At 62.4% G+C, this 22,456-nt stretch carries 22 protein-coding genes; 15 read left to right on the top strand and 7 right to left on the bottom strand.

Annotated features, from left to right (window positions below):
• Positions 1-79 precede the first annotated feature (79 nt).
• From HJA_RS00850 to HJA_RS00820, 7 genes are all read left to right on the top strand, one after another.
• The gene (locus HJA_RS00850) at positions 80-1,561 is read left to right on the top strand and encodes a flavin-containing monooxygenase (RefSeq protein WP_035577059.1); all 1,482 of its coding nucleotides are present in this window, start codon (positions 80-82) and stop codon (positions 1,559-1,561) included.
• A gap of 267 nt (positions 1,562-1,828) precedes the next feature.
• Complete coding sequence (locus tag HJA_RS00845) at positions 1,829-2,869, top strand: rod shape-determining protein (protein WP_034763228.1); 1,041 nt, start codon at positions 1,829-1,831, stop codon at positions 2,867-2,869.
• Positions 2,870-2,907: 38 nt separating this feature from the next.
• Positions 2,908-3,786 carry a rod shape-determining protein MreC gene (locus HJA_RS17700; RefSeq protein ID WP_051597218.1) on the top strand — a complete coding sequence of 293 codons (879 nt, stop codon included), beginning with the start codon at positions 2,908-2,910 and terminating at the stop codon, positions 3,784-3,786.
• Positions 3,786-4,337: a hypothetical protein gene (locus HJA_RS00835; RefSeq protein ID WP_035577057.1), complete on the top strand. Its 552-nt coding sequence runs from the start codon at positions 3,786-3,788 to the stop codon at positions 4,335-4,337. Before HJA_RS17700 ends, HJA_RS00835 begins: the two co-directional genes overlap by 1 nt.
• The gene (gene mrdA / locus HJA_RS00830; RefSeq protein WP_035577055.1) at positions 4,334-6,268 is read left to right on the top strand and encodes a penicillin-binding protein 2; all 1,935 of its coding nucleotides are present in this window, start codon (positions 4,334-4,336) and stop codon (positions 6,266-6,268) included. Before HJA_RS00835 ends, mrdA begins: the two co-directional genes overlap by 4 nt.
• Entirely contained in the window at positions 6,265-7,488 is a 1,224-nt protein-coding gene (gene rodA, locus HJA_RS00825) for a rod shape-determining protein RodA (protein ID WP_081814445.1), read from the top strand. Before mrdA ends, rodA begins: the two co-directional genes overlap by 4 nt.
• 81 nt (positions 7,489-7,569) lie before the next feature.
• A complete protein-coding gene (locus HJA_RS00820; protein ID WP_035577050.1) occupies positions 7,570-8,994 on the top strand; it encodes a sodium-dependent transporter in 1,425 nt (474 codons plus the stop codon).
• 126 nt (positions 8,995-9,120) lie between these two features.
• On the opposite strand, the gene pip is transcribed toward HJA_RS00820, so the two are convergent.
• Positions 9,121-10,110: a prolyl aminopeptidase gene (gene pip / locus HJA_RS00815; RefSeq protein WP_035577047.1), complete on the bottom strand. Its 990-nt coding sequence runs from the start codon at positions 10,108-10,110 to the stop codon at positions 9,121-9,123.
• Between the two features lie 171 nt (positions 10,111-10,281).
• Between pip and HJA_RS00810 the strand changes: the two genes are divergently transcribed.
• A complete protein-coding gene (locus HJA_RS00810) occupies positions 10,282-10,842 on the top strand; it encodes a hypothetical protein (protein WP_035577044.1) in 561 nt (186 codons plus the stop codon).
• Between the two features lie 12 nt (positions 10,843-10,854).
• Here the strand turns inward: HJA_RS00810 and HJA_RS00805 are convergent, their stop codons facing one another.
• Both HJA_RS00805 and HJA_RS00800 read right to left on the bottom strand, forming a co-directional pair.
• The gene (locus HJA_RS00805) at positions 10,855-11,217 is read right to left on the bottom strand and encodes a DUF423 domain-containing protein (protein WP_035577042.1); all 363 of its coding nucleotides are present in this window, start codon (positions 11,215-11,217) and stop codon (positions 10,855-10,857) included.
• Complete coding sequence (locus HJA_RS00800) at positions 11,214-11,642, bottom strand: PaaI family thioesterase (protein ID WP_035577040.1); 429 nt, start codon at positions 11,640-11,642, stop codon at positions 11,214-11,216. The genes HJA_RS00805 and HJA_RS00800 overlap by 4 nt, the downstream gene beginning before the upstream one ends.
• 104 nt (positions 11,643-11,746) lie before the next feature.
• On the opposite strand from HJA_RS00800, the gene HJA_RS00795 reads away from it, so the two are divergent.
• Positions 11,747-12,859 (top strand): Rv3169 family protein, encoded by a 1,113-nt coding sequence (locus HJA_RS00795; protein WP_035577038.1) that lies wholly within the window; start codon positions 11,747-11,749, stop codon positions 12,857-12,859.
• A gap of 3 nt (positions 12,860-12,862) precedes the next feature.
• Here HJA_RS00795 and HJA_RS00790 read toward each other — a convergent pair whose 3' ends face one another.
• Positions 12,863-13,996: an EstA family serine hydrolase gene (locus HJA_RS00790; RefSeq protein WP_035577036.1), complete on the bottom strand. Its 1,134-nt coding sequence runs from the start codon at positions 13,994-13,996 to the stop codon at positions 12,863-12,865.
• 70 nt (positions 13,997-14,066) lie between these two features.
• On the bottom strand, positions 14,067-14,735 hold the full coding sequence (locus HJA_RS00785) for a TetR/AcrR family transcriptional regulator (protein WP_051597217.1): 669 nt from the start codon (positions 14,733-14,735) through the stop codon (positions 14,067-14,069).
• Between the two features lie 106 nt (positions 14,736-14,841).
• Between HJA_RS00785 and HJA_RS00780 the strand changes: the two genes are divergently transcribed.
• Complete coding sequence (locus tag HJA_RS00780; RefSeq protein ID WP_051597216.1) at positions 14,842-16,134, top strand: HlyD family secretion protein; 1,293 nt, start codon at positions 14,842-14,844, stop codon at positions 16,132-16,134.
• Between the two features lie 27 nt (positions 16,135-16,161).
• Positions 16,162-17,721 carry a DHA2 family efflux MFS transporter permease subunit gene (locus HJA_RS00775; protein ID WP_035577034.1) on the top strand — a complete coding sequence of 520 codons (1,560 nt, stop codon included), beginning with the start codon at positions 16,162-16,164 and terminating at the stop codon, positions 17,719-17,721.
• A gap of 8 nt (positions 17,722-17,729) precedes the next feature.
• Here HJA_RS00775 and dgcA read toward each other — a convergent pair whose 3' ends face one another.
• Complete coding sequence (dgcA, locus tag HJA_RS00770; protein WP_035577871.1) at positions 17,730-18,713, bottom strand: N-acetyl-D-Glu racemase DgcA; 984 nt, start codon at positions 18,711-18,713, stop codon at positions 17,730-17,732.
• Between the two features lie 87 nt (positions 18,714-18,800).
• Here dgcA and HJA_RS00765 point away from each other — a divergent pair, with 87 nt between their 5' ends.
• From HJA_RS00765 to HJA_RS17695, 4 genes are read left to right on the top strand one after another with little or no spacing between them, the layout of a single operon-like run.
• Positions 18,801-19,922, top strand: coding sequence for an ABC transporter permease (locus tag HJA_RS00765; RefSeq protein ID WP_035577032.1), 1,122 nt, complete (start codon positions 18,801-18,803; stop codon positions 19,920-19,922).
• Positions 19,919-20,683 carry an ABC transporter ATP-binding protein gene (locus tag HJA_RS00760; RefSeq protein WP_035577029.1) on the top strand — a complete coding sequence of 255 codons (765 nt, stop codon included), beginning with the start codon at positions 19,919-19,921 and terminating at the stop codon, positions 20,681-20,683. The genes HJA_RS00765 and HJA_RS00760 overlap by 4 nt, the downstream gene beginning before the upstream one ends.
• Positions 20,684-20,700: 17 nt before the next feature.
• A complete protein-coding gene (locus HJA_RS00755) occupies positions 20,701-21,660 on the top strand; it encodes an MlaD family protein (RefSeq protein WP_035577022.1) in 960 nt (319 codons plus the stop codon).
• Entirely contained in the window at positions 21,660-22,262 is a 603-nt protein-coding gene (locus tag HJA_RS17695) for an ABC-type transport auxiliary lipoprotein family protein (protein WP_051597215.1), read from the top strand. The genes HJA_RS00755 and HJA_RS17695 overlap by 1 nt, the downstream gene beginning before the upstream one ends.
• Here HJA_RS17695 and HJA_RS00745 read toward each other — a convergent pair.
• Complete coding sequence (locus HJA_RS00745) at positions 22,259-22,450, bottom strand: YgaP family membrane protein (RefSeq protein ID WP_155839839.1); 192 nt, start codon at positions 22,448-22,450, stop codon at positions 22,259-22,261. The genes HJA_RS17695 and HJA_RS00745 overlap by 4 nt on opposite strands.
• Positions 22,451-22,456: the final 6 nt, after the last annotated feature.

Genomic DNA, 22,456 nt, shown 5'->3' with positions numbered 1-22,456 from the left:
TTCCCCTTGCGAGACAGGTTGACCAGCCTCTTCCGCATGCCAGTATCGATGAAAAGTCGATCAGGCGGAGGAAAAGGGAATGCCATCAGGGAAGGATGATCAGTCGCTGCGGATCGCCGTGCTTGGCGCGGGTATGAGCGGACTGGCTGCCGTCGCGAAACTCAAGGAAGCTGGCTACAAAGACATCGACCTGTTCGAAAAGTCAGATGGCGTTGGCGGCACGTGGCGCGACAACACATATCCGGGGTGTGGCTGCGATGTACCAAGCCATCTCTATTCCTATTCCTTCGATCTCAATCCGGATTGGGACTATAAATGGTCCCTGCAGCCTCAAATCCTTCAGTATTTTGAGGACTTCGCAGACAAGTTCGGCGTACGCCCGCACTGCCACTTCAATTCTGAAATCACGGACTGCAGTTATGACGAGGCGAGCCGTACCTGGACGCTGACAAAGGCGGATGGGGGCACCCACACCGCAGACGTGCTCATCTCGGGTCTTGGCCAGCTGAACATTCCTTCCATTCCGGATTTCAAAGGCAAGGATAGTTTTCAGGGCCCGTCCTTCCACTCGGCGCGCTGGGATCATTCGGTCGATCTCACTGGCAAGACGGTCTGCGTGATCGGAAACGGGCCGAGCGCAGTTCAGTTCCTGCCGGAAATCCAGAAACAGGTTGGCAAGCTGATCAGCTTCCAGCGTTCTCCAGCATGGTGCCGTCCACGCGGCCAGCGCAAATACACTGAAGCCGACAAGCGCGCCTTCGACCGGCAGCGCTGGCGCATCAACTGGTATCGCTGGCGCATTCGTGCGTTTGCCGACTTCGGTTTCACCGCCTTTCACCAGGGTGAAAACGGCATGGCGAAGTCGATGAAGAAGATGTGCCTGAAGCATCTCGAAGACCAGGTGAAGAATCCTGAAATGCGGGCCCTGCTGACGCCGGACTTCGAGCCGGGGTGCAAGCGCATCCTGATCTCCGACGACTATTACCCGGCGTTGATCCAGCCGAATGTCGAAGTGATCCGCCAAGGTGTGAAGGAAATCACGCCCACGGGGGTTATTGGTGACGATGGCATGGAACACGCCTGCGATGTCATCATCTATGCAACGGGTTTCCAGTCGACCGAATTCCTGACGCCTATGCAGGTCCATGGCCGGGAAGGGGTATCGCTGAACGAAGTCTGGAAGGATGGCGCGGAGGCGTTCAAGGGGGTTGCCGTCCCGGGTTTCCCGAACTTCTTCCTGCTCTATGGGCCTAACACCAATCTCGGGCACAATTCCATCATCCTGATGGTAGAGCAGCAAATTGGCTATGTCCTCCAGGCGATTGAAAAGATCGCCGCAAAAGACGTGGCGGGGCTGGATGTCAAGCCGGAGGCAATGAAGGCCTATAATGAGAAGTTACAGGCCGATCTCGGCAAGACGGTCTGGGCGGGCGATTGTGCCAGCTGGTACAAGACGGAGAGCGGGCAGGTGACCAACAACTGGTCCGGCAAGACAACCGAATATGCCGCCATCATGCGCGAATTCGATCCGGATAGCTGGCAGGTCATACCGTCCGCATAGGGTGGAGTGTTAAACGGCGCTAACGATGTGTTAAGCATATGAGTACGCGCCGTTCTGTTCCGCACAGGGGCAATATTCCGCCAAGTCTTGAATCTTCAATAAAAGCAACGGGAATCGCGAACCGGAACGGATCGTTCCGTTTATCTGCGTGCCGTCCCTTGCATTAAAGCCGCGTTAACGGCAATGGGGGTATGGGGCTGTGTAGAAAAATACACACGCGCGCCGGGATTTGTCGCCTGGCCGCTCAGGAAAAGAGCGCGGTAAGACATGATTGGTAGCCTCCTCGGCATGCTGTCCACGGACATGGCCATCGACCTCGGTACGGCAAACACACTGGTCTATGTGAAAGGGCAGGGGGTCAAGCTCGATGAGCCCTCCGTCGTCGCTTACATGACGCAGGGCGGCCGCAAGATTGTTTATGCGGTCGGCGAGCAGGCCAAGAACATGCTCGGCAAGACGCCGGTGAACATGGAAGCCATCCGCCCGATGCGCGATGGCGTGATTGCCGACTTCGAAGTCGCCGAGGAAATGATCAAGCACTTCATCCGGAAGGTTCACAACCGCCGGGCGTTCGTGTCTCCGCTCATCATCATCTGCGTGCCCAGCTCCGCCACCAGCGTTGAGCGCCGCGCCATCCATCAGTCAGCTCTCGCGGCAGGAGCACGTGAGGTGCACCTGATCGAGGAGCCTATGGCCGCAGCCATCGGTGCCGGCCTGCCGATCGATGATCCGGCTGGTTCAATGGTGGTCGACATCGGCGGCGGTACATCCGAAGTCGCCGTGCTGTCACTGGGCGGCATCGTTTATTCACGCTCTGTCCGCGTCGGCGGCGACAAGATGGATCAGGCCATCGTCAACTATCTGCGCCGCGAGCAGAAGATCCTGATCGGCGAGATGTCCGCTGAGCGGATCAAGAAGGAAATCGGTACGGCTCAGCCGCCTGAAAACGGCACCGGCATGTCGCTCACCGTGCGCGGCCGCGGAACGCTGGACGGCGTGCCGAAGGAAACCGAGATCAACGAAGCGATGATCGCTGATGCGCTGTCGGAGCCGGTCAACGACATTATCGATGCTGTGAAGATCGCTCTTGAGGCGATGCCGCCGGAGCTGGCCGCCGACATTGTCGACCGCGGCATTGTCCTGACTGGCGGCGGCGCGCTGCTGCGCAATCTCGACGCTGTGATCCGTGAACAGGCCCAGCTGCCTGTGATGATTGCCGATGACCCGCTGCGCTGCGTGGTCAATGGCTGCGGTCATGTGCTCGAAAACTTCTCCAAGATGCGAAACGTCCTCTCTCCGGAGGTCTAAGGACGGTATAATCAGGGAAACACCAGAGGACCCGCCATATGGCACGTTCGGGCCGGTCAGCTCAGAAAGGAGTCCGGCGCTCTCCCAAGCGCCTCGTCCTTGGTGTGCTCATTTTCGGGTTCGCAGCATTGATCGTTGCGCAGTCCGCTCCGCAAATAAGCCAGTTTTTCAACCCCGTCCGCGCCTCAGTCGGTGACCGTCTTGGCGGCGGGGAACAGATCGGCCTCTGGGCCCGTCTGACGGGCCGCGCGGCGCAGGAGCAGCGTATCCGCGAACTGGAAGCGCAAGTGCGTGACCTGTCCCGCTACAAGGCCGCTGCCATTTCCATGGCTGACCGTCTGGAAGCCTATGAGGAAATCCTCAATCTGCTCGGCGAACCGCCAGCGCGCGGTGTTACGGCGCGGGTGACTTCCGAGAGTGAAGGCCCGTTCGCGCAGACGCTTCTGGCCAATGCCGGCCGCTCCCAAGGTGTCGAGCCGGGCTCTGTTGCGATGAATGAAGGCGGTCTTGTCGGCCGGGTGATTCAGCTTGGCGAACGCTCCTCGCGCATCCTGCTGGTCACCGACTTCAACAGCCGGGTGCCAGTGATCGGGGAGGTTTCCGGCGTGCACGCCATCATGCAGGGCGGCTCGACGAGTTCCGGCACGCTGACGGACCTGCCGGAGCGCAGTGACTTTATCGAAGGAGAGCGGATCCTGACCTCCTCGGAAGGCGGGGCGTATCCGCGTGGTCTCGTCGTGGGGGAGGTGCACAAGTCCGGCAATGACTGGCGCGTCAAATACGCCATGAGCGATGGCTCTTCCGGATATGTCCAGTTGATCCCGCCGCCGACCGTCGAGCGCCCGATTTCTGCTGGAGACCTGCCGGCGCTTGAAGACGGCACATCTGCCAGTCCGACGCAGGGGGCGCGCCGCTGATGCCGGCTTCCTTCCTGACCCGGCGCAGGCAGAGCCTCTGGGCAAAATCAGGCCCGACACCGCGCCTGCTGTTCGGATCGTTCCTGATCGCAACGGTCGGCCTGTTCGGCCTGACCCGGAACGACATTTTCGGCCTGTCATTTGCCTGGCCTCACGCTGCGCTCTGGGGCGCGGTCGGCTGGGGCCGGGTCGGCCTTTCCATCCGTCCCATGATTATCCTGATCGTATTTGGCGCAATTCAGGACGTTATCTTCCACGCCCCGATGGGGAGCTTTGAGGTCGTCAATCTGATGACCTATGCGGCCAGCACGGCAATTTCGGCAGAGTTTGATGTCACAAATGAACCGCTGATCGCCATTATCGCGACGACACTCCTGTTTGCCGGGGCCTTCCTGCTGCTCTGGCTGATGGCCTCCACGCTGGAAGACCACCCGGTGCGCCTTCTGCCTCTGATCGCGGCCATGCTGACGACGGGCCTGCTTTATGCGCTGATCCACAAAGTCTTCGATCTCGGCCGCAGGCCGGGCGAGACAGTCGGGCAGGCGTCATGAGCAAGAGTTTTCACCCAGACCAGGAATTCTCCCGGCGCATGCTGATGGCGGGCGTTGGCGGTGGTGTCGTGTGGGCGGGTCTCGTTGCACGCCTGTTCCAGCTGCAGATCCTGGAAGGCAAGAAATACGACAAGCTGGCGAACGAGAACCACATCAAGTTGGAACTCGCCCCGCCTCAGCGTGGACGTATCCTTGACCGGTTCGGCAAGCCGCTCGCATCGCACCGCCGGGCGGGCCGTGTTACCGTCATCCCCGAACAGCTGGACGATCCTGCGGCAACAATTGCCAGTATCGCCAAGCTGATCGAAATTTCGGATTCCCGGGTCGAGCGCGTGCTGGAAGACATCCGCCGCGCCCGCCTGCGCCGCGCAGCCTTCCTGCCAGTGATCGTGGCGAACGAACTTTCCTATGAAGACTTCGCCCGGATGAATGTGCACGCCGTGGAACTGCCCGGTGTTCAGGTCGAGATGGCCCTGACGCGATCCTATCCGCGCGGCCGGGATTTCGCGCACGTCCTGGGCTATGTCGCTCGAGCAAGCCAGGACGATCTGGAACGCCTGACCGAAGGCAAGACAGCAGACGAAGCCACGACCATTGAACGTATGTTCCGGCATCCGGACATGCGGACCGGCCGGCAGGGGATGGAGCGCTTCGCCGAGGAATGGTTGCGCGGCAAGCCGGGCTTCAAGAAGTTGGTCACCAATGCGGCCGGACGTGTCATCGATCAGATCCCGGATGAACGCCTTGCGCCGGAAGCAGGCAAGGACCTCTTCGTAACAATTGACATGGACCTGCAGCGGGTCGCGATTGAGCGGTTCGAAGGCGAAAGCGGCGCAGCCGTTGTCGTCGAGATCGAAAGCGGTGATGTCCTGGCCATGGTGTCGACGCCGGCCTTCGATCCAAATGACTTCGTCAACGGGATTTCTGGCTCGGACTATGCAGAGCTGAGGGATGATTCCCGTGCGCCGCTCTATCCGCGTGCGCATGGCGGGGTCTATCCACCTGGGTCGACCTTCAAGATGGTCGTCGCAACGGCGGCGCTGGAAACCGGCGCGATCAAGCCGACGGACAAGGTGCACTGCAACGGCTACTACCATTTCGGGAACCGCACGTGGCATTGCTGGAAAAAGGGCGGCCACGGAACGGTGGATCTGCACGGCGGCATCAAGGGCTCCTGCGACGTCTATTTCTACGAGATCGCCCGCCGGGCCGGGGCGCAAGCCATTGCAGATACGGCGCACAAATTCGGTTTTGGCCAGGCCTGGTCGCTCGGTATGACCGGTGCGCGCGGCGGTCTGGTGCCTGATCCGGAATGGAAGATGCGGGTCCGCAAGGAGCCCTGGTATGAGGGCGAAACGCTGAATTTCGGCATCGGGCAGGGCCAGCTCGGGGTCACACCGCTGCAGCTGGCGCTGATGACTGCACGGATCGCCACAGAAGGCCATTCGCTCAAACCCAAACTGATCGGTGTCGGACCGCAGGATCCGGACGATCATGTGCTGGATGCGCCGCTCGACCCGGAAATCATGAAAATGATGAAGTCGGGTATGTATGGCGTGACGTCCGAATGGGGCGGCACGGCACGTAGCTCCGGCGACCTGGGGCTCGGCGGCCCGCGCCTGGCGGGCAAGACAGGAACGGCGCAGGTTCGCCGCATTACGGCCGCTGAACGTGCCACAGGCGTGCGAAAAGGGGAGGACATCGAGCGTGAGCTACGCGACCACGCCCTGTTTGTTGCCTATGCCCCGGCGGAAAATCCGAAATATGCGATCTCTGTCGTCGTTGAGCACGGGGAAGGGGGCTCGCGCACCGCCGCGCCGGTCGCCCGCGATATTCTCGCACACGCGATCCGCACCAATAGCGGCCGCAAGCCGGCATGGACGAAGAGCGCGTCCATCGATCGGTCCAATGTAGAAGGCACGCCGACATGAGCCGCGATGGCAGCTTCAGCGGTTATAGCCGCGGCGAAGCCCGGACGCGCACGGCCCGGTCACTCAATTTCGATGGCACTTCCTCCGGCATTCTCGGCAAGCTGGCGCGCTTGCCCTGGGGCTTTGTCCTGCTGATCGTTGCCATGGCCCTGATCGGCATCGCGATGCTCTATTCCTCGACCTTCACAAACCCGGCCGAGCAGCATTTGTGGAAGCTGCAGCTGATCCGTTTCGTCATCTGTTTCGGCATCATGATCGCGCTGGCCATGCTGCCGCTGTCCTGGTGGATGAATTTGTCCTGGCTGGCCTATGCAGGAACCATATTGCTGTTGCTGGCGGTGGAGTTCTTTGGTGTCATGGGCGGCGGGGCGCAGCGCTGGCTGAAGATTGGTCCGGTTGCCGTCCAGCCTTCGGAATTTGCCAAGCTCGCCGTGACGCTGGCGCTTGCCCGCTATTATCACGGCATGCTGGGGGCGAACGGCTCTCGCTTCTTCATCCACATCGGCGCAGCGGTCATCATCCTGATCCCGGCGGCCCTGGTGTTCCTTCAGCCGGATCTTGGCACCGCCCTGGCGATTGTTGCGTCCGGCGGCGTGGTTGTGTTCCTGGCGGGCCTGTCCGGCCGGGTGATCCTGGCCGGGATCGGTGCGGCCGCCGCCGCCGTCTGGCCGGTCTACCAATTCGTTCTGGAACCCTATCAGCGGGGGCGGGTGGACACGTTCCTGGCCCAGCTGTTCGGATCCAGCGGCGCGTCGACCTCGCTGGGCGAAAGCTACCAGATCGAGCAGGCCAAGATTGCCATCGGCGCCGGCGGGCTGAACGGGAAGGGGTGGTTGCAGGGTATCCAGTCCCAGCAGGATTATGTGCCTGAGCAACACACAGACTTCATCCTGACCGTGATTGCGGAAGAATTCGGCTTTCTTGGCGCGACCGCGATTCTGGTCGGCTTTGCCATCCTGCTCGGCTGGTCGCTCTACACGGCTTTCCAGTCGGCCAGCAGTTTCGGCCGGTATGCGGCAGCAGGCGCTACGGCGACGGTGGCTTTCTATGTCGTCTTCAATGTGGCGATGGTGCTGGGGCTCCTGCCGGTGGTGGGCATGCCATTGCCCCTGATTTCATACGGTGGCACAGCCATGCTGACCGCGATGTCCTGTTTCGGCCTGATCCTGTCGGCCTATCTGCATCGCGACGACAAACTCAATACAACAGGGTTGTTCTGACCCGAGCGCAGCATAGAGCGTTGATTTTTGTTTCACCGCCTATAGGTTCGCGCGAAACTTTTTACCCTGGGGAGAGGGAATATGGCGACAATCGCCCGTAAGGCAGACACCTGGAGCTCGCGCTTCGGTTTTATCATGGCTGCCGTTGGTTCTTCGGTCGGACTCGGCAATTTCTGGCGGTTTCCATACACCGCCGGTGAGAATGGCGGCGGCGCCTTTATTCTGATCTACATCGCCTGTGTGATCCTGATCGGCCTGCCGGTGCTGATGGCGGAATACGGCATGGGCCGGAAGTCCGGCATGTCGGCTGTGGAAGGCGTGGAATCGCTCGCCCGGGCCGAAAGCAAGTCCCAGAAATGGGGCATGGTCGGCTGGATCGGGACGATCACGGCGACTTTCATTCTCTCTTTCTACATGGTGATTTCGGCCTGGCTGCTGGCCTTCGTGATCCAGGCCATGAAGAACGGGTTTGCCGGCATGGACGCCGCAAGCTCCGGCAGCAATTTCGCCAATGTCATCGGGCAGGGCGAGCATGCGCTGGCGTCGAAATGGTACATGCTGGCGCTGCTGGCAGCCTTCATCATTGCCAACATCGCGATCGTTGGCCGGGGCGTGAAAGGCGGGATCGAGAAGGCGGCCAGTGTTCTGATGCCGGCCTTCTTCGTGATCCTCCTGGTCATCGTCGGCTTCTCCCTGTCGCGCGGCAATGCCGGAGAGACGTTCGCCTTCCTGTTCCAGCCCAAATGGGAGGATGTCGGCTTCAAGACCTTCCTCGAAGCGGTCGGTCAGGCCTTCTTCTCCATCGGTGTCGGCGTCGGTCTGATGATCACCTATGGTGCCTATCTGGACCGCGGCACCAATATCCCGCGATCCTCTGTCATCATTGCAGGATCGGACACATTCGTCGCGCTGATCGCAGGCTTTGCGATCTTCCCGATCGTGTTCGCCGCGGGGCTCGATCCGGCAGGCGGACCGAGCCTCTTCTTCGTGTCGATGCCGGTGGCGCTCGGCAACCTCGGACCTATCGGTTACCTGATGTCGGTTCTGTTCTTCGCGCTCGCCCTCTTTGCCGCGTTCACGTCTTCGATCTCGCTGCTTGAAGTGTCTGTTTCCTGGCTGGAAGAGCGCCAGGGCGTGACCCGGATGGGTGCGGCGATGGGTGTGGGCTTCATGCTCTGGCTGGTCGGCGCGGCCTATATTTTCTCGACCGAATATCTCGACTTCATGGACTTCATTACAGGCAATGTCCTGCTACCGCTGGGCGGCCTGCTGGTCGCGATCTTTGCCGGCTGGGTCCTGTCGCGGGACATGCTGACCTCCGAGCTTGGCGAAGGGAACATCATGAATGTCTGGCGCTTCCTGATGCGCTGGTTCGTGCCGGCCTTTGTTGGCTTCGTCCTGTTCTTCGGCTTCTTCGACAAGATCCAGGACCAGTATCACGTCCAGCTGCCGGGCTTCCTGGAAGGCCTGCTGGGGCCGAACTACGAACTGCCCCCAGCGGACTAATGGGGCTTCAGAGGGCGCGTCCCGCACCATGAAGAACACCATATATACACCGTGAATACACCATATACAGACGGGCCCTCCACGACGTGGAGGGCCCGTTTTGCATGATCCGGATGAGGGCAGGGGTCAGGCGCGGACTTTCGAGCCGTAGACGCCCGCAAAATGATCCGTTGCCTGAATCAGCTTGTCGACGATGCCGGGCTCCATCGAGGAGTGGCCGGCATCCGGCACGATGTGCAGCTCGGCTTTCGGCCAGGCCTTGGAGAGGGCCCAGGCGGTCGACAGCGGCGTGACCACGTCATAGCGGCCGTGAACGATGACACCCGGAATGTCCTTCAGTTTTTCCGCGCACTGTTCCAGCAGCCAGTTGTCGCTGGCGAAGAAACCGCGATTGACGAAATAGTGGCACTCGATCCGGGCAAAAGCGTCGACGAAGTCATCTTCATTGAAGCGGGGCGGGGTGGTCAGGGGGCCCTTTATGGAAAGGGTCTCGCCCTCCCAGCGCGACCAGGCGCGGGCCGCCTCGATCCGGGTTTGCCGGTCGTCGCCGGTCAGGCGCCGGTGGAATGCCATCAGCAAATCGTCGCGCTCGTCTTCAGGGATCGGCGCAATATAGCGGTCATAGGCATCCGGGAAGAGACGGCTGGCGCCGCTTTGATAGAACCACTGCACTTCCGGTTTCGAGACGAGGAAGATGCCGCGCAAAACCAGGCCGAGAGTCCGGTCCGGATGAGTCACCCCATAGGCGAGTGACAGCGTCGATCCCCAGGATCCTCCGAACACGAGCCACTGATTGACGCCAACATGGTCACGCAGTGCCTCAATATCGTCCACCAGGTCCCAGGTCGTGTTTTCGCGAAGTTCGGAATGCGGTGTGGAGCGTCCACAACCGCGCTGGTCGAAGAGGAAGATGCGATAGCGCTCAGGGTCGAAAAAGCGCCGCATTTCGGGGCTTGAGCCGCCGCCAGGGCCGCCGTGCAGGGCGATGACAGGCACGCCCTTCGGGTTGCCTGATTCTTCCCAGTAGATTTCGTGGATGTCCGAGACGCGCAACCTACCGGAGCGTCGGGCTTCGTGTCTGGGATACAAAATGCGGCGGGGCGGGCGTCTATTCATTCACTCTTCACCTAATTTCGTTCAAACTGCCGTCTGAGGTGGACATGGTTCCCGTCGTTACGTACAGAATATTACGTATTGGGGCCCAAACAGAATGCAGGTGGCTGTTTGATGCGTAGCGTAATTCTGGGTGTATCCCTATGCCTTCTTGCAGGATGCGCAACCGTTTCCATGGTTCCGGGCGAGGCACTGGTTCAGGCCGGGCTCTCGCAGAACCAGTCGTCGCTGCGCACTGCGTCCAGTGAATATTGCGACAAGGCCGTTGATGCCGGCTGGGTGAAATCGAACAGCGGACTCGCTGGTCTCGCCAACACGCTGATCAATGGCATTACCAGCGATCCGGCTCATGCTGACAGCTATGCTGCGCGTATCGGCGCCGGGACCGAGGCGCCTGCGCTCGTGCTGGCGCGCATCGTTTCCGACAGCCAGGCAGCCCGCGCAGGCCTCAGCGATGTCAGCCGTGAAGCTCATACGCTGCTGCAGGACTCCGGCGCGCACATGGCAACCCGGGCCGACGTGATGAGCTATGAACGCGCGCTTGTTCGTGCACAGATGGCTTATCGCAGCTTCCAGAGCGCCCTTGGCGAAGTGTCCGCCCGTTCCGACATGGACATCGACACCGCCCCGGTGGACAAGGAGCTCGGCGCGTTTGAAGACGTGATCGACAATGCCCGCCAAACGGCGGACGATCTGGCTGATAAATACGCCTCTGTCAGTTCCGCCAAATCCTGATCTTCCCTGAATTCAGTCTGATCTTCTGAGGCTGCCAAGCGCGGTCAGCGCCCAGCCTGCCAGCAGGGACACGCCGCCAATCGGTGTGATGGCGCCGAACCATCTGGGTGCGCCAAGCGCCATGGCATAGAGCGTGCCGGCAAAGATTACCGCGCCCACAACCATCAGCCAGCCGCCGGTCCGGATCAGGCCTGCGCGGACGGAGAGACCGATGGCCAGCGCTGCGCCCGCATGCGGCAGGACGTAGAGCGTTGCGGTGTGCCACCACTCCGTGCCTTCCGCGGTCAGGCGGGCATCCAGCGCATGCGCGCCGAAGGCGCCGAGCGCGACGCCGAGAAAGCCGGTCAGCGCGGCAGCGGCAGCCAATCTGTTCAAGCGGCCGTGTCCTTGCGGGGCAGGGCATAGGTCACCACGGCATGGCTGGACGGCTTGGTCGCGCCTTCAACGCGCACATCCACATCCATCACGGCGAGGGTCTGGCCGATCTTCATGATACGGGCATCGGCCAGCACGACGTCCCCGATACAGGGACGCAGGAAGCTCATGTTCAGACTGCTTGTCACGGCCATGGGTTCCAGCCCGGTTACGGTCATCACGGCGAAATAGGCCGCTGTGTCGACCAGCGACATCTGCGTCGGTCCCGAGATGTAGCCGCCCGGACGAAGATTTGTCTTGTCGGCGATTAGCCGCACCACCGCGCGGCCTTCCACCATTTCCACGATTTCCGTGCGCACGGACTGGCCTTCAAAGGCCTGGCGCAGGAATGTGTTGGCTTCCTCCGGATTCATTTTACAGGTCATGTCGCCTCCCTTGCGTCACCCCTTGTCGACGGGGCTTGCCTCGTACACCCTAGCTTGCATGACAGGCCCGCCAAGAGGTCACCCAGAGGAAGGAAGTGCGAACTATGCTGACAGCCGGAGACGAGTATCCCATCCACCAGACGCCGGAGCCTGTGGCCTTTTCCGGGTCGGACCGGAATTTCTATGACCGGTTCTTTTTCAACGGCTATTCGGCGGACGGCTCTGTCTTTTTCGCGGCAGCCATGGGCGTCTATCCGCACCTGAACGTGATCGACGGGTCCGTGTCAGTGCTGCACGAGGGCAAACAAAGCTCGGTCTTCTTCTCGCGGCCGCTGAACATGGAGCGGATGGACACGTTCATCGGCGGCCTTTCCGTGTCGGTGCTGGAGCCGCTGAAGCGGATCCGCCTGAAGCTGGAAGAAACCGAGGGCATCGCGCTGGATGTCGAATTTACTGGCCGGGCCTTCCCGATTGAGGAGCCACGCTTCACCCGCCGCCAGGGGCCGCGCATGCTGATGGACCTGACGCGCATGACACAGAATGGCCGCTGGGCCGGCAAGCTGCGCATCGATGGCAAGGAGATCGAGGTCAATCCCGACAGCTGGACGGGTACGCGCGACCGGTCCTGGGGCGTGCGCCCGATCGGAGCGCAGGACGCCCAGCCGCTGATCCCGCCGCTTGAGCCGCAATTCTACTGGATCTGGACGCCGACGAATTTCCCGAACCTGTCCTTCTATTTCCACGTCAACGATGACGGCGCGGGCGAAGCCTGGAACAAGCGCGCCGTGCTGGCCATGGATGGCGCTGCGCAGGGTGAGCATCTGCATCTCGACGATGCGCAGATGGATGTGACCTATGCGCCGGGCACCCGCCGCATGGCAAAAGCGCGCCTCAGCATGAAAGACGGACAGGGAAATCCGCATACGGTCGACTTTGAACCTCTGGGCACTTTCCTGATGCGTGGCATCGGATATGGCCACGCGAAGTTCAAGCACGGCATGAGCCATGGCGACCAATTGGTCGTGGAGCGCGAGGACATGGATCCGAACGCGCCATGGAACATTCCGGAAAACCTGCACATCCAGGAGATTGTGCGCGCGACGCATAACGGCCCCGGCGGACAGACCTCCGAGGGGATTGGCGCGTTCGAACAGCTGTTCATGGGCCCGCACGCGCCGAGCGGATTCAAATCCATGCTCGACGGTGCGGGGGAGTAGGGCTCAGCTCATCAGGCCCTGCAGTGTGAGCGCGGCCAGAACGCCGGCGCGCATGTCGCCTGTCGTCGTGCCTTCCATCCGGTTCATGGCGTAGGCGATCGTGGTCCGGCTGGCCATGTCGATCAGGACAACCGAGCCGCCATAACCGCCCCAGAAACAGGAATGCTCATTCAGCATCGGCATGGAAGGGCCGGCCAGACCATAGCCGAGTCCGTAGCGGACGGGGATGCCGAGGATCATGTCCGTGCCCTCGATCTGCAGCTCCAGCGCGCGGCGGCATCCGACCTCTGACAGGAAGCGCTTGCCGTCCATCACACCGCCATTGGCGAGGATTGCCTGCACCCTGGCGACTGAACGGGCATTGCCTGTGCCGCCGGCGGCCGGAATCTCCGCGCCGCGCCAGGCGCGCGTATAGGTCTCGGTGACATCGACGGGGGGATTAGTGAGAGTCTTTTTCTGGATTTCATTCTGGTTCCCGGACCCGAGCCCGGCATTTGGCGGCTTCAGTTTCGCCACCCGGTGATCCTCCGAGGCTGGAAGGCCGATATGGAAATCCGCGCCCAGCGGTTCGGCGAATTCTTCCCGGAAGACAGTGCCCACGCTGCGGCCGTCGACCCGGCGGATCACTTCGCCGACCAGATAGCCCTGCGTGATCGCGTGATAGCCGGGCGCTGTGCCAGGTTCCCAGAGCGGTGCCTGCGCGGCCAGAAGGCGGGTGGCCTTGTCCCAGTCGTAAAGGTCATGCTTGTCCAGCGGCTCTGTCCAGCCGGACAGGCCTGCCGAATGACTCATCAGATGGCTGACCTTGATGGCTTCCTTGCCGCTCGCCGCAAACTCCGGCCAGTACTCGGCCACGGGGGCGTCGAAATCGAGCTTGCCCTGATCGGCCAGCCAGAGGGCGGTCAGCGCCGTCATCGTCTTTGTCGTCGAATAGACGTTGACGATCGTGTCTTTTTCCCAAGGGCGTGTGCGTTCCTCGTCCGCCCAGCCGCCCCACAGGTCGATCACCGTCTCGCCATCTCTGGTGACGCAGAACGACGCCCCGATGTCCGTCCCGTCCGCAAGGTTCTGTGCAAACTTTTCCCTGACGGCAGCGAACTTTTCGTCCGCAATGCCGCCGACCTCTCCGTCAGCCATTCGTGCCTCCCTGTTTTCCAGCGACGGTAGCGGGGCAGTGGGGCGGCGGCAATCGATAGATCAGAGCGGCTTAGCGTTTTCCCGCAAGGCCGTGGAGGAACATGCAGACGGCCCGGTCGACGCTGGTGCGGACGTCGTCTTCTGTCGGGCGCACTTTGGAGTCCAGCAGGGCCCGGCTTTGTAGCGGCGAGCGGACCATGTCGAGGAAGAGCGAGCCCAGCGTCTCGAACTGGTCTGATTGCGGAATTTCTCCGGCTTCGGCCCGGTCCTGCAGATAGGCGGCGAGGCCGGCGCGCACCTTATTGGGGCCGAGCTTCATGAAGGTTTCGGCGATGTCGGGATATTTCTTCGCCATACCGACGATCAGGCGGTACAGCTCCAGTGAATTGGGCTGGACCAGCTTGCCGGCAAACTGCTCGCCGATACGGCGCAGGCCTTCCTCGACCGGGGTGTGGGCCTGCAGTTCGACTTCCAGTGTCGCGGTGACTTCCTTCATGCGGGTTTCCAGCATGGCGAGGAAGATGCCTTCCTTGTCCCCGAACTGGGCGTAGAGCGTGGCCAGGGACCCACCGGCCCGGCGGACGATCTCCGACATGTTGGCCGCTTCAAAGCCTTGTTCCAGAAAGACTTCCTGGGCCGCTTCCAGAAAAGCGGCGCGCCGGATCTCTGCGCGGGAGGCACCGTCGGGTGCCTTGGGGGCGGTCGTGGTGGCCGCATGAGGCTTGTTTATTCGGTTCATGGCTTGATTTTGGTGTAACGCGGATTACATTGCAAGCGATGTAACGCTAATTACACATTTTGGAGCTACCACCGGGCTCCGGATCAGACACCACGGAATTCCTCCCATGGCCGTACAACCTCTCCAGCGCGACTCCTCCCAGCCCGCTGCCGTTCCTGCCCCGGCGGCCGCGCCGAACAAGGCCGAGGCCCCGGCGCGTGCCCCCGCCAAGGATGCGCCTCCAGCGCAGGACCCCGCCCCGCAGGGGCAGGGCGAGGGACTGGTTGCGCGCTTCAAGGCCGATCCGCGGAAATACATCCTGTCGGGCGCAGGCCTGCTGCTCGCGCTCTTCGCCGGGTATCAGGGCATCCACTGGCTGGTTGCCGGCCGCTATGAGATCACCACCGACAATGCCTATATACGCGCTGACATCGCGACAATCGCACCAAAGGTGCAGGGCTATGTCGAACACGTGCATGTCACCGACAACCAGGCCGTCAAAGCCGGAGACCTTCTGGTGACGCTGGAAGTGGCGGACTATGCCACACGCGTATCGGAGGCCGCCGCAGCGCTGCAGCAATCCATTGCCGCCCAGGCCCAGGCCCGCGCGGGCGTTGCCGCTGCCGAGGCCAATGTCGAGACAGCCACGGCCCAGATCGCGGCCCAGCGGGACCGTCTGGTTCAGGCGAAGGCCAGTGCGGCCGCCGCCGAAGCCGACGCAACGCTCGCTGCAAATGACCTTGAGCGGTATACGGAGCTTGCCGGCAAGGGGCATTATCCGAAAGCGAGCCTTGATGCGGCTGCCACGAAAGCGCAGGCTGCCCGGGCGTCGCTCGACCAGTCGAAAGCCGGGATCACCACAGCGCAGAGCGAACTCAGCGTCGCTGAAGCGAACTATCACCGCGCGCAGGAAGATCTTGCTTCGGCCAAGGCCGCGGTTGCGGGTGCCGATGCGCAGGTTGAGGCCGCGCAGGCACGCGTCGATGCTGCGAAACTGGATGCGACCCGGACGGAGCTTCGTGCGCCGTTTGATGGCGTTGTCGCCAACCGCGTTGTCGCCGAAGGCCAGCTGCTGAGCCCCGGCCAGCAGACCATGTCGATTGTGCCGGTGTCGGACGCTTATATCGTCGCGAATTTCAAGGAGACGCAGGTCGAGCGCATGCGGGCTGGGCAGGAAGTAGACATCCATGTCGATGCCTATCCGGACCTGAAAGTGACGGGCACGCTGGATTCCATCGCGCCGGCGACGGGCGGGCAGTTCAGCCTGATCCCGATGGATACGGCGACCGGCAACTTCACCAAGATCGTCCAGCGCGTGCCGGTGCGGGTGAAAATTTCCGATGAGGCGCTGGCCACCGGCCTGATGCGCCCGGGGCTTTCGGTTGAAGCCACCGTGATCGCGAAAGGGGTGGACGGCTAAGCCGCCCAGCGCCCCGCGAGGTCGGCCATGGTCAACGCAATCCGCCAGAAAGCATCTTCAGAACTCGCTCTCAACATTGGCTTCTTTGCCATGGTGATCGGCATGTTCATGGCGATTCTGGACATCCAGATCGTCGCCAGTTCCATCTCCGAAATCCAGGCAGGCGTCTCGGCCAGCCAGGAAGAGATCGCCTGGATCCAGACCGGCTATCTCGTGGCAGAAGTCGTGGGCATTCCCTTGTCGGGCTTTCTCAACCGGGCCTTTGGCATCCGCAAACTGTTCATCATGTCCGCAGTCGGATTTGTCAGCTCAAGCATACTGTGCGCGCTGTCGTGGGACCTCGACTCCCTGATCTTTTTCCGCGTGATCCAGGGCTTCACCGGCGCGGCCATGGTGCCGACCACGATGGCGGCGAGCTTCACGTTGTTCCCAGCCGGCCGGTCGATGACGCAACAGGTGATGATCGGCATGGTGGCAACGCTTGCCCCCTCCATCGGCCCGACGCTTGGCGGCTGGATCACACAGCACATGTCCTGGCACTGGCTGTTCCTTGTGAACATCGTGCCGGGTATCGCCGCGATCACGCTCGTCTTCCTGTTCATTCCCAAACAGAAAGGCGAAAGCGCCCTGCTGCGCAGGCTGGATGTCACGGCGCTTGTTTCCATGGCCCTGTTCCTCGGCCTGTTCGAATGGATCATCGACGAAGGGCCGGGCGACAGCTGGTTCCAGAGTTCGGCCATCGTGAAGGCGTCCATCGTCTGCGCGATTGCGGCGGCGATTTTCTTCCGCCGCGCGCTGACCTCGCCGGTGCCGCTGGTGGACCTGCGCGTGTTCAAGGACCGGAACTTCGCGTCCGGCGCGCTGATCGCCTCGGTCATGGGCTTCGGCCTCTATGGCTCGGTCTTCCTGTTACCGCTCTATCTGGGGCAGGTGCGGGGGTATTCCTCCCTGCAGATCGGCGAGATCATGAGCGTCGCAGGCTTTGCCATGTTTATCGGCGGACCGATTTCCGGCGCCATGACCAAACGCTACGACCCGCGCTTTGTCGTGGCCGTGGGCCTTGCCCTGGCGGCCATGGGTACCTGGCTGAACGGGCATCTGACGGCGGAATCCGGCTTCCGGGAATTGTTCTGGCCGCAGGCCCTGCGCGGCGCGGGCCTGATCCTGACCATGGTGCCGACAACCAACCTCGCCCTCGGCACGTTGCCGCCGGACCGTGTGGCCAATGCCTCCGGCCTGTTCACCGTCTGCCGGAACCTTGGCGGCGCGATCGGCATTGCCGTCCTCACGACGATGATGATCAGCTTCAATCAGATGCACCAGCAGCAGATCGCCAATGGCCTGTCTCTGTCGCGCCCGGAAGTGCAATCCTTCCTGTCGAATATGACGGCGCGGATGCAGGCGGCCGGTGTACCGGATCCTGAAGGTTCGGCGCTTGCCCAGCTGGTCTACCGGACAAAGCTGGAGGCGGCGGTGATGACGTACAACAACCTCTTCCTGACCATGTCGATGTCGTTCGCCCTGGTCCTGCTGGTCGTGATCATGCTGGACAAGCCGAAGACGGCTGCACCGGCGGCGGCACACTGAGCAAAGGGTCAGCCCCAGAGGTCGGGCACAGGCGGAGCCACCACGCCGTCGGCATAGGCCAGGCCGTGCGCGACGTCTTCTGACAGCCAGAGCGGGCCATCCACATCCATGAGGTCGGCCAGCCCTGCGAGCAGGACGGCCGGTGCCATCGAGATCGACCCGGCCACCATGCAGCCCACCATGATGCCGAGTCCGGCTGCGCGGGCATCTCGCGCCATGGCGAGGGCTTCGGTCAGGCCGCCGGTCTTGTCGAGCTTGATGTTCACCGCATCATAGCGGCGGGCAAGGTCCTGCAGCTCGGCCCGCGTGTGGGCGCTTTCGTCGGCGCAGATTGCAACCGGGCCGGGGCGTTGCAGCAGGGCGTTGTCGGCCCCGGCCGGGAAGGGCTGTTCGATCAGCACCACACCGAGCTCTGCGGCGGCTTTGGAAATTGCGGGCAGCTGGTCTGCGCTGAGGCCTTCATTGGCATCGACGATCAGGCGGGCGTCGGGGCGGGCCCGGTGCACCGCTTCGATCCGGGCGAGATCGTCCGGCCCGCCAAGTTTCAGCTTCAGGAGACGGCCCTGCGTCGCCTTCGCTGCTGTACCCATGGCCTCCGGCGTGTCGAGGCTGACAGTAACGGCGGTTTCGACAGGCTGCGGCTCCGGCAGGCCTGCCAATTGCCAGACCGGCGTGCCCGTCAGCTTTGCCTCCAGGTCCCACAGGGCGCAGTCCACCGCGCACCGCGCCGCCCCGGCGGGCATCAGGGATTGCAGGTCTTCGCGGGTGAGGCCGGATTCGATGGCGGAGCGGGCCGTTTCGATGGCGGCGGTGACGCTGGCGGTGGTTTCGCCATAGCGGGCGTAGGGGACGCACTCGCCGCGGCCGGTGGCGCCGTTTTCAGTGAGGGTGACCCGAACGGTCTCCGCGCTGGTCTTGGCGCCGCGGGAAATGGTAAATGCGCGCTTCAGGGGGGAGGAAATCGCTGAAATTTCAAGGTTTCGATTGCTCATGGCCTGTCCTGAACGATAAAATTTCACCGATCGCGCTTCGCTGTCCTTAAGCATGTTTTGCTAGTGTTGGAAGGCTAGTTACCAAAGATGCCAGTTGCGACAGTCCCCGGTTTCGCGCTCGAAGAGAGCGGCGAACACACCATCCTCCGCCTGACGGGGGACTGGACAGTCATGACCATCCACCTGCTGGACGAGGACCTGGCCGGACTAAAGCATGATCATACCGTGCTTGTGGATGTCTCTGGCCTGACCCGGATTGACACGGCCGGTGCCTTCCTGATCGACCGCACGCTGCGCGCCGCGCCGGAGGGCTCGGGCCTGACCGGCACGAATGACGTGGCCCGGAACCTGATCGATCAGGTCCATGCCGTGTCCGATCCCACCCCGCCGGCGAAGGCCGTGGACCACGGCTTCGTCGCCCTTCTGGAGCGCACCGGACGCGGCTTTGTCGGCGTCATGTCGGAAATCTTCCAGACGCTCGCCTTCCTCGGCGAGACGATCGTCACCACGCTGCGCCTCGTGATGCAGCCCTGGAAATTGCGCTGGACGTCCATCGTCGCCGTGATGGAGGAGGCAGGCCTCGATGCGATGCCGATCATCGCCTTCCTGTCTTTCTTTGTCGGCATGGTCGTCGCCTATATCGGCGCAACGACGCTCCGCGACTTCGATCTGGAGATCTACACCGTCGAGCTGATCGGCTACTCCATGCTGCGTGAGTTTGGCGTCGTGCTGACCGGCATCGTGCTGGCGGGGCGGACGAACTCGTCCTTCACGGCGCAGATCGGCACGATGAAGATGCGCCAGGAAATCGACGCCATGCAGACGCTTGGCCTGAAGCCGATGGACATCCTCGTTGCGCCGCGCATTATCGCGCTCCTGCTGATGACGCCGGCGCTGACCTTCGTGGCCACGCTCTCAGGGATTGCGGGCGGCGTGATCGTCGGCTGGTCGTCGCTGGACATCAATCCCGGCGTTTTCCTTGACCGCCTGCGCAATGCTGTGCCGCTGGAGCATTTCTGGGTCGGCCTCTCCAAGGCGCCGGTGTTCGGCTTTGTCGTGACACTGATTGCCTGCCGTCAGGGATTGAATGTCGGCGGCAGTGTCCAGTCGCTCGGCAATGCGACGACGACCTCTGTGGTGCAGGGCCTGTTCGCCGTGATCGTGCTCGATGCGATCTTTGCCATCCTCTACATGGAGCTTGGCATATGACGGACGACATCATCATCCGCATCCGCGACCTGAAGACCGCCTATGGCACGCATGTCGTGCATGAGCATCTGGACCTCGACATCCGTCGCGGCGAGATCATCGGCGTCATCGGCCCGTCAGGTTGTGGCAAGTCCGTCCTGCTGCGCGCCATTACCGGGCTCAAGGAATTTGCCGAGGGCAGTATCGAAGTGTTCGGCGAGCGGCTTGAAACGCTGGACGAGGCGGAGCGGGCCGATGTCGAACAGCGCTGGGGCGTGATGTTCCAGGACGGCGCCCTGTTCTCGAACCTGACCGTGCGCGAGAATGTGGAAGTTCCGATGAAGGAACACACACAGATCGCGCCGGAGCTGCGCCACCAGCTGGCCGACATGAAGATCCGCATGGCGGGCCTCAGCGCCGATGCGAGCCCGAAATTTCCGTCAGACCTGTCAGGCGGCATGCGCAAGCGGGCCGCGCTGGCCCGTGCGCTGTCTCTGGATCCGGAACTCCTGTTCCTGGACGAGCCAACGGCAGGTCTCGACCCGATCACAGCGGAAAAATTCGATGCCCTGATCCGCAGCCTGCAAAAGGCGCTGGGCCTCACCGTCTTCCTTGTCACGCATGATGTGGATACGCTGCATGCGACCTGCGACCGGATCGCCGTGCTGGGAGAGAAACACGTGCTGGCAGTCGGCACGATCGAAGAATTGCGTGCGTTCGATCACCCGTGGGTGCAGGAATATTTCTGCGGCCCGCGCGGACGCGCGGCAACGGGACACTAGAAAGGGGGCCCGGACCGATGGAAACGCGAGCGAACTATGCCGTCATCGGCGCTTTCGTGATTGTTGCGACCCTGGCGGTTGCCGCCTTCGTCCTGTGGCTGGGCCAGTCCCAGTTCCAGCGCGACTACAAGGCCTATGACATCGTCTTTGAAGGGCCGGTCTCTCTCGAAGACGGATCGGCCGTGCGTTATATCGGCATCAAGGTGGGCGAGGTTTCCACTGTGCGCATTGACCGGGCGGACCCGTCCAAGGTGCGCGCGCGCATCCGGATTGACCGGGAGACGCCGGTGAAAACGGACTCCACAGCCTCGATCCAGCTGGCCGGCATTACGGGCGTGACCTTCGTGCAGATCAGTGCCGGCTCCCCCACGGCGCGCCTGCTGGAGGCTAAGCCCGGTGAGCCCGTGCCGGTCATCAAGGCCGAAAAGACCCAGCTCGACCAGCTGGTCGCGGGCGGCGCGCAGGTGCTGGGCCAGGCGAACGACACGATGGAGCGGGTGAAGAAGCTGCTGACGGATGAGAATGTCGAGTCCATCAGCACGTCGCTGAAGAATATTGAGACCATCACCACCAAGCTCGCCGCCGATGACGGCCTGATCGATCAGGCGACCGGCACGATGAAGGATCTTTCCCGCGCCAGCAATGAATTTGCATCCGCTTCGGAATCGGTCGGCACATTCAGCACGAATGCCAATCAGGAACTGGCCGGCCTCTCCGGACAGCTCGATGATTTGCTGGCGGAAGTACAGAAGGTCGTTGCCTCCGCCGATGCCGTGATCGTGCAGGGCAAGGATACAGTCGGTGTGGTCAACACGCTGCTGGAAGGTCCTGCCACAGGCGTCGTGGAAGAATCCCGCCTTGCCGCGCAGGATCTCCGTATCCTGATCAGCCGGATGGACCGGCTGACCCGCGAACTCGAACAGAACCCGCAAAGCATGCTTGTCGGGGAACCGGTTCCTTATGAGGATAAACGCTGATGATCCGCTCCATTTCGATTGCCTTCGCAGCCTTTGCGCTCACCGCCTGTGTCAGCGTCCTGCCGGAACCTGAGGCGCCCGAAGGCCTCTACCGGTTCGGTGCGATGACGCAGACCTATCCGGTCGAGGCGGTTGTGGCCGTGCGGGAACCGGAAGCCTCACGCCTGTTTGGCGGCCGGGTGATCGCCTCTGAAGACAGTGCCGGGGCGTTGCGTCTCGTGCGCGGCGTGGAATGGTCCGACAATGCCTCCCGCCTGATGCAGGTGGCGATGCTGGACGCGCTGGACGACAGCGGGGCAGGGGTCGGCGTTGCGCTGGGGACCGGCGCCCGGGCCGATTATGAACTGGTCTGGCGGATCGAGGATTTCACGCTGGCAGGCACCAGGGCGCGCTGCGGCCTGGAGGCAACGCTGGTGCAGGCGAACACGCGCAAAGTGATCGCGCAGAAGACTGTCACGTCCACGGCAGATGCGGCGGCGTCCTCCAATGCATCGCGCGCGCTGGCGCTCGCCGAAGCAGGGCGGGCCTGTGTCGGGCAGGTGGCCGGCTTCGTTTCTGAAAAGGCTGTGGCGCCTGAGCCCGAGACTGAGCCGGACGCCTAATTCTTCAGCTTGCAGGTGCGGATACCGAGGATCGTGTAGACCGGGCAGGTGCCGGCAAGGCCGGTCAGCAACGGCACGAGGCCGATCCAGCCCCACGGCGTCTGCGGGCCGACGAACACAATGGCAATCAGGGCGAGGCCGACAAGCACACGCAGAACGCGGTCAATCGTGCCTTCATTGGTCTTCAACATGGC

Origin of the sequence: Hyphomonas jannaschiana VP2 (assembly GCF_000685215.1) — a bacterium.
GTDB classification, from domain to species: domain Bacteria; phylum Pseudomonadota; class Alphaproteobacteria; order Caulobacterales; family Hyphomonadaceae; genus Hyphomonas; species Hyphomonas jannaschiana.
Note: the sequence above shows the minus strand (reverse complement) of the source record. Positions and strands in the feature narration are given on the sequence as shown.